Genomic DNA, 13,803 nt, shown 5'->3' with positions numbered 1-13,803 from the left:
TTTGTCTTGCCCAAAGAGCTTAATTTTCAACAAACCTAAAGTAAAACCGAAGATTCACGGTAACCCAAACTGATTGTACCGGGTTCCATATAAATTTCTGGTGTCTTTATCTCATTTGTGTCATCAGTATTAAAAGATACACAAAGTTTTCCTTGTGAAGTTACGCCCACCACAGTGCCTAAAAGATTATTGATGTATACCTGTTCACCAATATTTGTCAATAAATCTAAATATCGAGACAAGAGTACACTTACTCCTTCTTGGCACAGACAGTCAATACCGGATTTTATGCCGAGTAAAACTGTGGAAGTGAGTATCTCCAGACAAGAGATAGCCTTGTGAGGCTGGGAAGCTTGCCAGGATTGGAGATTGATGCCAGTATCAGGTACCGGGTTAGCCCAGTTAATACCAACGCCAATCACTGCTTGTATGATTTGTCCATTGTGGACTTTTGTTTCTGTCAAAATGCCGCCGAGTTTGCGACCATGCAATACTAAATCATTAGGCCATTTAATGCCTACACTTATGCACCATTGGCGCAGTTGAGCAGCAATTCCCCAAGCACTAGCTAGGGTCAGCCGATAACTATCGGTAGCTTCTAGTTTAGGAACAATGCCCACCGAAAGATATAGTCCTCCGGTGGGAGAAATCCACTGACGGCCCCATTGTCCTTTACCAGCAGTTTGCTGAGTAGCAATGACGATAGAGTTTTTATCGGCTCCGTTTTTTAGCAAGTCCCAGAGGATCTGATTAGTTGAAGAAACACTGTCAAAAATATGTAGGGAAGATGGTAAATAATTATACCAAATTCCTGATTTTAGGGCAGTTTCTAAGAGTTGCCGATTAAATCCCACAGCAGTTAACCGAAATCCCGTTGTTCAAGTTAGCATTAATTGATTGATTTTGATTTATGTTTAGGTTTGGTTCAAGATGCACACTTGGCACTGGCATAATTGGCAAGGACTACCTTATCTTACTTGTAGTCTTCTTAAAGATTGGTATCACGGCTTTTTTACTCAGCAGTTTTGGCCGCGATCGCCCCAAGAATTGACAAAAGTCCTGCACCCAGATGCATCAGCATATCGCTTGAAGCAGGTACATGGCAATATAGTTCTGACTCCACAAGAAATTGAGAACCAGACAGGGGAAGAAGACTCTGGGTTGGTCTTGGGGGATGGTGTCATGAGCCAAAGACCGCTACAAGCCGTTTGGGTAGCCAGCGCAGATTGTACACCTGTCTTAATTGGTGATGTGAAAACTGGACAAGTGGCAGCATTACACGCGGGTTGGCGGGGAACTGCTCAGAAGATTGTTCCCCAGGCCATGGCCAGACTGCAAGAAAAAGGTAGCAAGTTAGACGATTTACGCATTGCAATGGGGCCTGCCATAGCAGGTGAAGTTTACCAAGTTTCTGTGCAAGTGGCGGCGGAAATTGGCGCTAGTATTACCCCCCATGGAGGGGAAGAGCAGATCATTGATGCTTTGTATCAGTTACCAAATTCACCTTTGTTAAAGGATCCCAGCCCCGGAAAGGTGAGATTGGATGTGCGACGAGTGAATGTTTTACAGATGGAAACCTTCGGTATTAGTGCAGAACAAATAGCGATCGCCCCTTATTGTACTTACCAAACTCCAGAATATTTCTTTTCCTATCGCCGGCAACAAGAGAAAAAAGTTCAATGGTCAGGAATTGTGAGTATGACGACTCCACTTTAATGAATGTTGCGCGAAGGCATATTTTTATGTTACGGTGGGGGTTTATTAAATAAGTTATGCACTGGTTTTTATCTGGGCCGTTGAGTATACAGAGATTAACGGTTAAGATTAGGGGCTTGCCTGTATGTTTACAAGGTAAGAAATTGGTGCAAATGTCAGACTTTCATTACGATGGTATGGGACTGTCAGAAGAATTGTTAGAACAGGCCATCGCAACTAGCAACCAATTAAAACCGGATTTAGTTTTATTGACTGGTGACTATGTAACCACAAGCCCAGAACCGATTCATACTCTGGCTTTACGACTCAAACACCTACAAAGTCAGTTTGGTATTTATGCAGTACTGGGTAACCATGACATATATTACAGACGTTCAAAAAGGGAAATTATCGCCGCACTGAATCCCATAGGAGTGAAAGTTTTGTGGAATGAAATCGGGTATCCTTTTGGAAAAGAATTACCATTAGTGGGACTGGCGGATTTTTATTCACCAGAATTCAATCCGGCGTTAGTGATGAACCAAATAGATCCTGATACACCTCGAATTGTGTTATCTCACAACCCTGATACTGCGGAGTTATTACAAAGGTGGCGAGTAGATTTGCAATTATCTGGTCACACACACGGTGGTCAAGTCGTAATCCCAGGATTAGGACCCATCTTAATTTACCACAAAAAAATTTTCCCCAAGATACCGATGAAACTACGGTCTTGCTTTCCCTTTCTAGGCAGAAACTACCTTCTAATACGCCATTGGGAATGGGCGCAAGGTTTACATCTGTTAGGAAATAATCAGCTCTATGTCAATCGTGGTTTGGGAACTTATTTTCCTGGACGTTTATTTTGTCCACCTGAAGTTACAGAAATTATCCTGGAAAGGGCGTAATTTAAGTTTAAATTCTTGCACTTACCCAAGATGTATTTTAATTTTTGATAAGCTGTAAACGCTGGCATGAGGAGTCTCTGTTGCACTATGCACTGGTTGTTTACGGGACGTTTAAGTGTAGATAAGTTAAAGGTTAAGATTGCGGATCTACCACAATCTTTGCAAGGTACAAAGCTGGTACAGTTGACAGATTTTCACTATGATGGGGTGCGACTTTCTGAAGAACTTTTAGAACAAGCTCTCGCTGCTACTAACGAAGCTGAACCAGACATAATTGTATTAACTGGCGACTATGTAACCGATGATCCTAGACCAATTCACCAACTAGCCCTCAGACTCAAACATCTACAAAGCCGCCGTGGTATTTATGCCGTCTTGGGCAATCATGATATATATTACAAAAACTCAAAAGCCGAAGTAACATCTGCCCTAACCAGCACTGGGATTCATGTCCTGTGGAATGAAATTGCTTATCCTTTCGGACAAGAGTTACCAATAGTAGGGCTGGCGGATTATTGGTCACGGGAATTCAACCCCGGGTTAGTTATGAACAAACTGAATTCTGCTACACCCAGGATTGTTTTATCTCATAACCCAGATACTGCTAAGATATTGCAACAGTGGCGAGTAGATTTGCAATTATCTGGACATACTCACGGAGGTCATATTGTGCTACCAGGACTTGGCCCCGTGGTTTTTCATTATCAAAAGCTACTGAAACAACTTCCTCCAAAACTGCTACGTTGGGAACCATTATTACTAGGAGACTGCTCAAAAGTAGTACGTCATTGGGAGTGGGCCAAAGGTTTTCACCAAGTTTCCCACAATCAGTTATACGTCAATCGCGGCTTAGGAACTTATCGTCCTGGACGTTTATTTTGTCCACCTGAAGTCACTGTAATTACTTTAATTAACCAATAGTTATTTTTTACTTATTCTTAAACCGCCGCAAGTTACGATGGAAAAGTATCAGTAACCCACGGCGGCTTATTAAACACGAAATTTTTTCAGAAGATTTAAAAAACAGGGTGAACTAACTCAAATAAGGTGGACAATCTTCGCAACTGTTAATCTCAAAATTGAGCATCCTTGATCACAAAAACAAACAGGCATCTATCTCTCTAAATTCAAAAACCTCCAAAAAAAATAAACAGTTCAAAACCGAAAAATGAACAAACTTTTAGTGGATGCAACACATGAGTAATAATTGCGAGGTAACTAGAGCAGGAGGTACAGGCTCCAATTGCAAACTTTAGGTTAATTAAATTTTAACTTGTTTGTACCCTTCTCTTAATTTAGCATCACATTATTCAATGTAGTGCAAGGTGTTTAGTAAACTTAAGCAGTATTCATTTCTTGTAACAAAGCGGTAATTTTTCTTAATATTTTAGTTTTATCCCCCTGTGATCCCCACTTCCACTAGCTAAAGTTTGACCATCAGGGCTAAAAGCTACACAACTAACTACTCCAGACCAAGGGGATTCCCCGCCACCTTTAAGGGTGAGGTATTCATTTTTAGTTGATGGTAAAGTCTGCGATGGCTTCTTCGTATTTTCCGCAGCTAGCATTCCACGGTAAACTTGTTTCACTGGTGTCTGTGACGCACCGAATATCAATCCCAAAATTTTATAAGCTCAATTAATATTGAGTTCATCACTCATACTGAAAGAAACAGGCATCTATGATAAATCTATGTTAACCATTCCTGTAAATATTCTTCAATTTACCCAAACTCCTCATAGTGGGTACCATTGGGATGGTGGTGGTCGCCGCTTCTTTGAAGGTTGGTATTATCGCGTAACTTTGCCACACCGTGGTCAAACTTTTGCTTTTATGTACTCCATTGAAGACCCCATTGGCGGTAAACCTGATAGCGGTGGTGCAGCCCAAGTTTTGGGACCGAATGATGAGTATATATGTCGCACCTTTCCTGATGTAAAAAATTTTTGGGCTAGTCGAGATGTTCTCGCATTAGGTCATTGGGGTAAAACCGACCTCACAAGCCAACCTCTATACCTCCTACCCACGGAGTTTGAACGTCATATTCAAGAAGGTTATCAAGCTACAGCTACTTTAAATCAGGGAGAAATTCACGATCCGGCTACTGGTAATTATTGCCGTTGGCTGTACGAAATTGAGCCGAAATACTACTGGGGAAATCAAAATAGTATTCAGCAATCCACCGCCGGCTGGCTATCATTTTTGCAGATTTTTGAACCTGGATGGCAAATTTTAATGGCACATGGTGTGGCAAGTGGTTGGATTGATTGGAATGGTAAAATCTATGAATTTACTAACGCCCCAGCTTACGGAGAAAAAAATTGGGGGGGTGCTTTTCCGCAAAAATGGTTTTGGTTAAATTGTAATAGCTTTGACGGCGAAGCCGATTTGGCTTTAACTGCTGGGGGTGGTAAACGTGGGGTGTTGTGGTGGATGGAATCTGTAGCTATGATTGGCTTGCACCATCAAGGCAAGTTTTATGAATTCGTTCCCTGGAATGCAAAAGTAGAATGGGATATTCAGCCGTGGGGTAGATGGCAAATGCGGGCAAAAAACCTAGATTACGAAGTTGAATTAACTGGAACCACCCATTTACCTGGTACACCCTTGCGGGCACCTACGGCCAATGGTTTACTATTCTGTTGTCGGGATACTATGCAAGGAAAATTAGACTTAAAGTTACGGAAATTCACTGACAAAAAGTCTACAACAATCCTGAAAGCCCAAAGTTCTCTTTGTGGTTTAGAAATAGGCGGCGGTTCTTGGGATAATTCTTGGCAGTCTAGCTAAGACTACTGCTATCATAGTAATTGCCTGCATATGCTTTACAGTTGGGGCTGTAGCTCAGATGGATAGAGCGAGCGCCTCCTAAGCGCTAGGTCGCCGGTTCGAGCCTGGCCAGTCCCGTCCTAAGACAATAACTAAATAAAACAGGGAGTCGGAAGTGTTTGATAAATTTCCGACACAGTGCAGAATAAATGCAGAATAAATAAACATGTCAGTTTATATTTGGGTAAATTTTCCTACAATCTGCTAACCTACATAGTTGTTTATCTTTTTTCATATAAAAACCTGGATTGAACAGACGAAAGTATAGAGCCTTGAAGAATAATCTATTATTTACAGGTCATTCATTTCGGTTTATGGTTTTCGCCCTACCTATACTGATGTGGCTGGGATACCAAGAATCGAAAATTGAGGAGTTACCACCCCAAGCAGTATTAGTTCTGGGTGGTTCTACGCCAAAGTTAGAAAGAGAGAAGTTTACAGCGAATTTTGTCCGCGAGCATCCAAATTTACCAATTTGGATTTCTGGGGGTAGTCCACCTGAGTCCACTGAGAATGTGTTTGTTAGGGCTGGAGTTGATCCCAAAAGATTACACTTGGATTATGAAGCGGTAGATACTGTTACTAATTTTACTACAGTAGTAGATAAGTTGCAAGCCAGAGGTATTAAGCGTATTTATTTAATTACTTCTGAGTTTCATATGCGGCGCGCCCGCGTAATTGGCGAGATAGTTTTGGGTAGTCGGGGCATTAAATTAAAACCAGTATCAGTACCTTCAAAAAAGGTACATGAACCCATGGATAAATCTATCCGTGATGGAGCTAGAGCTTTACTTTGGGTGGCTACCGGTTACACCGGTGTTGAACATAATCACAAAAACTGAATGGTTAGTGAGATGGAGGTGGGACTTAAACTTCACCCCCATCTTCACCAAGCTTCTATTCTAATAATTTATACCGCCATTTCCTGGACTAGAACATAGGGTTGGATGATGAGTGTGTGAAATCGTTTGTAGCGATCGCTATTCCAATTTCCCAATTGTGTATTTGACGGTTTAGCCATTAGTTGTTGATCAATCCACTGTTGTACCGATGAAACTTGATCAGTGGCGATGGCCACCCCTACATCAATTAAGTTCAAATCCTGTGATACCACAATCACTGCATCCCTTTGTACATGAGGAATTAGCCAATCCCACTCAGCCTCATCCAGATTTGCTGTTAGTTCTGTTCTTAAATCGGACATAATTCCCCTTGTTAGTCTTTCTAAGACTGATTTTACATGATTATATATTCCCGAATGCTTGGAAAATGGCGAATTTGCTGATGACCTTTTTTGAACTTGAGCTAATTATCAGTGAATAAAAATTAACTAAACCTCTGATTTCATTTCGTCAATTTCAAACAAAGACACAATTACTCCCGTAATGGGAATTGAGATGAAAACACCCAATAAACCTGCTACTCTAGCGCCTATTAACAAAGCAAAAAATACTACAACAGGGTTAAGATTGAGCGCACCTTGCATAATTCGAGGTGCAAGTAAGTTATCTTGTAACTGCTGTAGCACAATACAAGCTGCTAATACTTTTAATGCTAACCACACATTTTGAGATAGTATTAGCAAAGTAGCTGCACTAACGCCTAATGTTGCTCCTATACCCGGAATTATGTCTAGTGTTCCCACTATTAAAGACAATATTAGTGCAAAAGGTACTCTTAAGACTGAGAAAACTACAAAAGTCGAGCTGGTCAGAAATAAGGTTAACAGTAGTTGACCTCGGAAAAAACCTAAAAAGTTATGTCTGATAATATTGGTAAATCTAACGCGGTGATGTATGGGGATAACTTTGATAGTGAAATGCCAAATTTTTCTTCCATCAAGTAACATAAAAAAAGCAATAACCGCAATTAATATAAAAGTCAAAAAATCAGTTAAAAATTGTTGTAAAAAGGCCAAGCTAGTGACCAAAGCTGATACAGCTTGTGATCGTAATTGTTGTTCAATAACAGTTAGATCTATTTGTAGATTACGACTGCGGAGAAATTGTTCAATTCTTTCTAATAGAGGTATAAAAGAGTTTAAAAATAGAGAGATGCTGTCAACTAATTGTTGTCCTTGAGATATAACCGCTAAACCCACGGTAATTATTAAACTGCCAATGATGACAATGCTGATCAAAAAAACTACAATAACTGCTAAACCATTGGGCAAAAAGCGCCGTAGCCATTCCACAGGATAGTTGAGTAAAAAAGCTAAAATAGCAGCAAATGTAAAAATAACAATCACTGCTTCAAAATAAGCTAAAAGCTGAACTATAGCCCAGCCAGAAGCGACAAAGAGTAAAAAGCGGACTAAGACCAAATTATTTAATCGATCCCAAATATTTTTGGTTTTCAAGCCGCTCATACTACTTGGTAATTTGTAATGGGAAGATGTTGTAAAAGTCGTTAGAGAAGTGTTTTAGACCCACAAGGGCAAGTCTATATCTTTAAGTTATGTTTTGAGCATATCGAATATTAGTTGTGATTGCCTCCGGTACTGTTCCTGGCGCAATCGCTACCTCCCTAAGGTATATTGCTTAGTGATCTCCGTCACCGCCCTAAATCATGCAATTCATTAATTGCTGTAGCACACTGATGGGTCACAGCTTGTAATTCTTCTTTGTCAGTGGAAATGGGTGCATGAATTAATTTACCAATTCTAATAGTTAAAGGAACTGCACGAGGTATTGGCCAGCCTGTTTGTAATATCTTCTCAGAACCCCATAAACTCACGGGTAATAATGGTGCTTTGGCTTTTGCTGCTAGTAGTGCAGCCCCTCTTTTAGGATCTGTGATCCTACCATCAGGAGTGCGAGTACCTTGCAAGAAAACACCCACAGCCCAGCCATTATTAAGATACTCTAGGGCGGAACGGATGGTTTGGCGGTCGGCGCTACCTCGACTCACTGGGTAAGCACCATACAATTTAATTGCTTGCGCTAAAACGGGAACTTCAAATAATTCTTCCTTGGCCATGTAAGCCACAGGACGACATACACAATTAGAGACAATGGGCGGATCAAAGTAGCTAGCATGATTACTCACCACTACTACTTCCCCTGTTTGGGGGACATTTTCCACCCCATAAATTCGCCCTTGAAAGTAAGCATGAAGCATAGGGCTAACAACTGACCACTTAAAAGCGTGGTACAGTACCAGACTGATAAAAGGTTCGCGTTCTCTGGTCACGGAAGATAAGCTGTTACCATTTAATTTGTATAATCATAGCGAGGAAGACTCCTACTGAGGGCAGTCAAAGTATACCCGCACTACCTATCTTAATTAAATTGAGATGAGCTGATTTAGCCGCTTAACAGGTTAATTCAACTCAAATTAAAATTTAGCATAAGCAATGGCCATGACTTTAGTTCGTTTTCCGGTAAGGGTTTGTGATCAAAACACTAACTGGCTACTAACCCTTATGTAGCAGTTCCTCAGCATTACGGATATTTCTTAGGATTAAATCTGGAGTGGTGCGTTTGATTAAATTAGTTAGCACATTACCGGGGCCAATTTCCACCACTTGCTCAATGCCATGAGCATGTAATTGTAGAGTAATTTCTCGCCAACGTACCGAGCCGGTTATTTGTTGGCTGAGGCGGTGCTTAATAATTTTGGCATCAGTACATGGACACGGATCTACGTTAGACAATATTGGTACAACAGCAGGTTCAAATTCCACCAACTCCAGAATGTCTTGGAATTCTGCTGCCGCAGCTGCCATAAAGGGTGAGTGAAAAGCTCCGGAGGTTCTTAAGGGTATGGCACGTTTGGCTTTAACTTTCGACATCACAGACCTTACAGCTTCTGGAGTGCCAGAAATAACCACCTGAGCCGGACTATTATCATTGGCCAAAACAGCATCTTGTGTCTGAGCAAGAACCATATCTAACTGTTCGCGGTCAAAGTTCATCAAAGCTGCCATCATACCACCTGCGGCACTATCCATGAGTTCGGCACGACGTTTGACTAGATGTAAACCAGCTGACCACTCAAACACACCTGCAATATAAAGAGCGATATATTCACCCAAACTATGACCGGCAACTACATCTGGTGTGTGTCCCCGTTCCCGGAGAAGATCAGCCAAGATGCTTTCTACAACGTAAAGACTTGGCTGTGTATAGAGCGTCCGTGATAACTTTTGTTCGTCTTCTTGACATAATTCCGTTACAGACCAGCCCAGAATCGCTTCAGATTGGGCAAATTTATCTTTGGCGGTAGGTATATCTAATAAATCAATTCCCATTCCCAGAGCTTGAGAACCTTGTCCGGGAAACACCCATGCAGTTTTAGTCATTTGTCGTTGGTCATTTGTCGTTGGTCATTTGTCATCGAAGAGAGTATGCTTTTTTGACCTTTAACCTTTGACTACCTTCCCCATTGAAAGATTGCTGCGCCCCAAGTAAGTCCGGCACCAAAGCCTGATGCAACAACGATTTCGTTAGGTTTAATTTTGCCTTGCCGCACGGATTCATCTAGGGCTAGGGGAATGGAGGCGGCAGAGGTGTTGCCGTAGTGGGCAAGATTGCTAATTACTTTGTTTTCTGGGATATTTAGGCGTTGAGCAACGGCGTTAATAATCCGTTGATTAGCTTGATGCAATACTAGCCAATCTATTTGCTCAACAGTGAGATTGGCTTGAAATAAAGCCTTATCAATAATTTCTGGGACTTTTTGGACAGCAAAGCGGTAGACTTCTTTGCCGTTCATGGTGATGGGCTGATAAGTGCCTTGAGTGATATTTACCTCTGGAAGCAATTCTTGGGTAGAAGGGCTATAACCTAAATTCAGGAGATGGTTTTGCGTACCGTCGCTTTTTAGAGAAAATCCTAATAGGCGATCACTTGGATTAGCTTGTAATACTACTGCCCCAGCACCATCACCGAACAATACACAAGTCTGTCGATCTTGCCAATCTACCCAACGAGAGAGGATATCTGCCCCTATCAAAAGTACATTTTCATAAACACCTGTTTTGATGTACTGGGCAGCTGTCACTAGCCCGAATACAAAGCCAGAGCAGGCAGCTGTCAAATCAAAGGCTACTGCCTTGGTTGCGCCTAATTCAGCTTGAATTTGACATGCAGTACCAAATAAGTCATCAGGGGTGGATGTTGCCAGCAAAATCAAATCCAGGTCTGTTGCTTTGATGCCAGCAGATGTAATAGCTTGATTGCTTGCAGCAGTAGCAAGGACACTCAAAGACTCAGATGGTAGTGCCAAACGCCGTTGACTAATTCCGGTTCTCGTGGCAATCCACTCATCTGAAGTTTCCACCAATTCAGTCAGTGCTTGGTTGGTGAGGGAAGTTTTTGGTACTGCCGATCCGCTTCCTGTAATTGCTATGCCTAAGTTTTCCACTCCTAATCTCCACAGCTATAAGCATTTTAGTCATTAGTTATCAGTCGTCAGCCATGAGTCATTAGTCATTTCTTATTGACCAATGACTTTTTCCAGTTTATTGATCACTAGTTTTATGGCTAATTCCTAACTTGTTTCCTGCTGTAGGATTTTATATTGAGACTGTAGTCTTTGGAGCACTTGATTGTCTACAGCTTCCTTGGCCATGCGAATTGCATTAAAAATTGAAGGAGCTTGAGAACTACCGTGGCCAATAAAACAGACTCCAGCAACCCCTAAAAGCAGAGCACCACCATGTTCTGCGTGATCCATGCGCTGTTTGACTCGTGTCAAATTCGGTTTTAAAATTGCTGTACCAATTTGACCGTGCAATCCTTGGGGTAATTCTTCTCGTAAGATTTGCAAAATTACTTCACCCACTGCTTCGGCAAATTTCAATAACACATTGCCCACGAACCCATCGCAGACAATCACATCAAAGTTGCCAGAAAGTACATCACGTCCTTCAGCATTACCAATAAAATTAATTTCGGAATTTTCCCGTAGTAGTTGGTGGGCACGTAGAGCTACTTCATTACCTTTAGTGTCTTCTTCACCAATATTCAACAAACCTACTTGAGGTTTGGTAATACCCAAGACATACTGGCTATAAGTTGACCCCATGATGGCAAACTGCTCTAAAAACTTAGGACGGCAATCTACATTTGCACCAACATCTAGTATTAGTACTGGTTTAGCAGGTTTGATTGTGGGAAAAACCGTACCAATGGCTGGCCGGTCAATTCCTGGCAATCGTCCTAGGCGGAGCAAAGCTGCTGCCATAGCTGCTCCAGAGTGTCCCGCAGAAAACACAGCATCTGCCTGTTGCTGCTTGACTAAATCCATTGCCACATTAATAGAAGCCTTGCGTTTGCGTCTAACTGCATTTAAGGGCTCCTCATCCATTGTGATCGCTTCTTCAGCAGAAACGATCTCTACCCGCTCCAAATTAGTTTTTGGGGGCAGGGCAGCTGCAATTTTTTGGGGATCACCAACTAATAATACTTTCACACCCAAATCCTCACTAGCGCGGAGTGCGCCAGCTACGATTTCACCGGGTGCATGATCCCCTCCCATTGCGTCAATTGCTATCCGTACGCCTGTCGATCCCATTGCTTAGAGCTATTAGAAACCTTACAAATTTTACCAGATGGCTTTGCTCAAAAATCGTAACTTTTTGACTCAAGTATGATTTTCGCGACTATTGCAATATATTTTTGTAGTCAGGTCAAGATACCAGGAATTTTCAAACACTTTGGATTGTCCCTACAGATAAATCTGGGGATTTCTACTGTTCCTATGGCTTGGGGAGTCAGAAGTGGGGCAATGAATGGGGAATTTTGGATTGGCTTGAGCAAAGCCTATACAGGGCAATGAGTATCGTAGATTACAGCCTCATCCTAAATCTTCAAGTCATTACTTCCTCTTCCCTCCTCCCTACTTTTTAGGCAGCTAATACCCAATTAACTAGGGTTCGCACGCCGTAACCGGTGGCTCCTGGGCTGTTGTAACCGTTTTCTTTATCTGTCCACACTGGCCCAGCCACATCTAAGTGGGCCCAAGGAGTATCTTTGATGAACTGTTTGAGGAAAAGAGCGGCAGTAATTGAACCACCAGCCCGGGGCCCGGTGTTTTTCATATCGGCAATTCCAGATTTCAAACCTTCAAAATATTTTTCTTCCATTGGCATCCGCCATAATTTTTCCCCGGCTGTTTCAGCAGCTTGTTCTAATTCAGAAGCTAGAGCATCATCTGGAGTATACAAGCCGGCAATATCATCACCCAAGGCAATGATGCAAGCACCCGTGAGGGTTGCTAAGTCAACAACGGCATCTACTCCTAATTTGTCTGCATATACCAAGGCATCAGCTAAGGTCAAACGTCCTTCAGCGTCGGTGTTATTCACTTCGATTGTTTTGCCGTTAGATGCTTTGAGGATGTCCCCTGGGTGCATGGCATGACCGCTAATCATGTTTTCTGTGGCGGCGGAAATGAAGTGAACTTCTACATCTGGCTTAATTTGAGCAATGGCTTTTGCCGCACCCAATATAGCACCTGCACCGCCCATGTCCATTTTCATGGTTTCTATGCCGCTACCAGCACCTTTAATATTGAGTCCGCCGGAATCGAAAGTTAAACCTTTACCAATAATTGCTAGTTTGCGTCTCGCTGTACCTTCGGGTTTGTAAGTCAGGTGAATGAATTTTGGCGGTAAGTCTGAAGCTTGGGCAACTCCTAAAAAAGCACCCATACCCAACTTTTCGCACTCTTCCCGTTCTAGGATTTTTACATCTATGCCGTGTTCAGTAGCCATCCCTTGGGCTGTTTCTGCCAAGGTAATGGGTGTGACTTCATTGGCTGGTGCTGCTACCAATTCCCTGGTTAAGATTACCCCAGAAACGATGTGATTGGCGAGGGTAATTGCTGCTTCTTGTCCACTTAATCCCAGTAAATCTAAGGTTTGGAGTTTTGTTTCTTTCTCTTCTGGTTCAGACTTAAAGCGTAGGTCTTGGTGTAGGGCTAGTTGTACACCTTCGGTGAGGGCTTGAGCAGTTGCATCTGACTGGTTATTCCATAATGGGAAACTCAAGCCTAGACTTATGCTTTTTTGTTTTTTTGCCACCCTGGCTACAGCAGCAGCAGCACGTCGCAGGGTTTCTAGTTTTAGAGCTTCTAATTTCCCCAAGCCCACTAAAATTACTTTGCGGATCGGGCTAGCAGATCTTACGCGGGTGAAAATGGTGCTGTAGGCTTTGGCTGTAAATTCTTCTTCGGCAATCAGTTCTTTTAAAACACCGCCAAACTGTTCATCTAATTTTGCTAGTTCATCGGTTAACTCCACTGCATCTTCAAATAATCCTATGGCCAAAGTATCGCCTGCCCACTGTAGCAAAGGCGTGTCACTGGGTTGAATTTTCATTTTCTGATTGGATGTAAGTTTTCCTGCTTGTACCAGTATTACGTA

Annotated in this window: 14 protein-coding genes and 1 tRNA gene; 6 read left to right on the top strand and 9 right to left on the bottom strand. The window is 42.1% G+C overall.

The window, feature by feature from the left end:
• Positions 1–35: 35 nt before the first annotated feature.
• Positions 36–854: a biotin--[acetyl-CoA-carboxylase] ligase gene (locus tag NWP25_RS13245; RefSeq protein ID WP_280651086.1), complete on the bottom strand. Its 819-nt coding sequence runs from the start codon at positions 852–854 to the stop codon at positions 36–38.
• A 76-nt stretch (positions 855–930) separates the two neighbouring features.
• On the opposite strand from NWP25_RS13245, the gene pgeF reads away from it, so the two are divergent.
• From pgeF to NWP25_RS13230, 3 genes are all read left to right on the top strand, one after another.
• A complete protein-coding gene (gene pgeF, locus NWP25_RS13240) occupies positions 931–1,716 on the top strand; it encodes a peptidoglycan editing factor PgeF (protein ID WP_280699563.1) in 786 nt (261 codons plus the stop codon).
• Positions 1,717–1,772: 56 nt separating this feature from the next.
• Entirely contained in the window at positions 1,773–2,603 is an 831-nt protein-coding gene (locus NWP25_RS13235) for a metallophosphoesterase (protein WP_280699561.1), read from the top strand.
• Positions 2,604–2,690: 87 nt separating this feature from the next.
• Positions 2,691–3,524 (top strand): metallophosphoesterase, encoded by an 834-nt coding sequence (locus NWP25_RS13230; protein ID WP_280651083.1) that lies wholly within the window; start codon positions 2,691–2,693, stop codon positions 3,522–3,524.
• A 458-nt stretch (positions 3,525–3,982) separates the two neighbouring features.
• On the opposite strand, the gene NWP25_RS13225 is transcribed toward NWP25_RS13230, so the two are convergent.
• Positions 3,983–4,192 carry a WD40 repeat domain-containing protein gene (locus NWP25_RS13225; RefSeq protein WP_280656400.1) on the bottom strand — a complete coding sequence of 70 codons (210 nt, stop codon included), beginning with the start codon at positions 4,190–4,192 and terminating at the stop codon, positions 3,983–3,985.
• Between the two features lie 103 nt (positions 4,193–4,295).
• Between NWP25_RS13225 and NWP25_RS13220 the strand changes: the two genes are divergently transcribed.
• The 3 genes from NWP25_RS13220 (at position 4,296) to NWP25_RS13210 (ending at position 6,274) form a co-directional block, all read left to right on the top strand.
• Entirely contained in the window at positions 4,296–5,393 is a 1,098-nt protein-coding gene (locus NWP25_RS13220; RefSeq protein ID WP_280688629.1) for a tocopherol cyclase family protein, read from the top strand.
• A gap of 43 nt (positions 5,394–5,436) precedes the next feature.
• Positions 5,437–5,510 (top strand) — tRNA-Arg (locus tag NWP25_RS13215).
• Positions 5,511–5,746: 236 nt separating this feature from the next.
• On the top strand, positions 5,747–6,274 hold the full coding sequence (locus NWP25_RS13210; RefSeq protein ID WP_280651116.1) for a YdcF family protein: 528 nt from the start codon (positions 5,747–5,749) through the stop codon (positions 6,272–6,274).
• 68 nt (positions 6,275–6,342) lie between these two features.
• Here the strand turns inward: NWP25_RS13210 and NWP25_RS13205 are convergent, their stop codons facing one another.
• The 7 genes from NWP25_RS13205 to NWP25_RS13175 all read right to left on the bottom strand — a co-directional run bounded on the left by NWP25_RS13205 (position 6,343) and on the right by NWP25_RS13175 (position 13,758).
• Positions 6,343–6,636 carry a DUF2288 domain-containing protein gene (locus tag NWP25_RS13205; protein WP_280651081.1) on the bottom strand — a complete coding sequence of 98 codons (294 nt, stop codon included), beginning with the start codon at positions 6,634–6,636 and terminating at the stop codon, positions 6,343–6,345.
• A 126-nt stretch (positions 6,637–6,762) separates the two neighbouring features.
• Positions 6,763–7,800 carry an AI-2E family transporter gene (locus NWP25_RS13200; RefSeq protein WP_280651080.1) on the bottom strand — a complete coding sequence of 346 codons (1,038 nt, stop codon included), beginning with the start codon at positions 7,798–7,800 and terminating at the stop codon, positions 6,763–6,765.
• Positions 7,801–7,985: 185 nt separating this feature from the next.
• Complete coding sequence (locus NWP25_RS13195; protein WP_280651079.1) at positions 7,986–8,624, bottom strand: lysophospholipid acyltransferase family protein; 639 nt, start codon at positions 8,622–8,624, stop codon at positions 7,986–7,988.
• A gap of 223 nt (positions 8,625–8,847) precedes the next feature.
• Positions 8,848–9,735 carry an ACP S-malonyltransferase gene (gene fabD, locus NWP25_RS13190; protein WP_280656402.1) on the bottom strand — a complete coding sequence of 296 codons (888 nt, stop codon included), beginning with the start codon at positions 9,733–9,735 and terminating at the stop codon, positions 8,848–8,850.
• Between the two features lie 71 nt (positions 9,736–9,806).
• A complete protein-coding gene (locus NWP25_RS13185; protein ID WP_280651077.1) occupies positions 9,807–10,799 on the bottom strand; it encodes a beta-ketoacyl-ACP synthase III in 993 nt (330 codons plus the stop codon).
• A gap of 126 nt (positions 10,800–10,925) precedes the next feature.
• Positions 10,926–11,951: a phosphate acyltransferase PlsX gene (plsX, locus tag NWP25_RS13180; RefSeq protein WP_280651076.1), complete on the bottom strand. Its 1,026-nt coding sequence runs from the start codon at positions 11,949–11,951 to the stop codon at positions 10,926–10,928.
• A gap of 331 nt (positions 11,952–12,282) precedes the next feature.
• A complete protein-coding gene (locus tag NWP25_RS13175) occupies positions 12,283–13,758 on the bottom strand; it encodes a leucyl aminopeptidase (protein WP_280651075.1) in 1,476 nt (491 codons plus the stop codon).
• Positions 13,759–13,803: the final 45 nt, after the last annotated feature.

The organism is Umezakia ovalisporum Ak1311, from assembly GCF_029891685.1.
Lineage (GTDB): Bacteria > Cyanobacteriota > Cyanobacteriia > Cyanobacteriales > Nostocaceae > Umezakia > Umezakia ovalisporum.
Note: the sequence above shows the minus strand (reverse complement) of the source record. Positions and strands in the feature narration are given on the sequence as shown.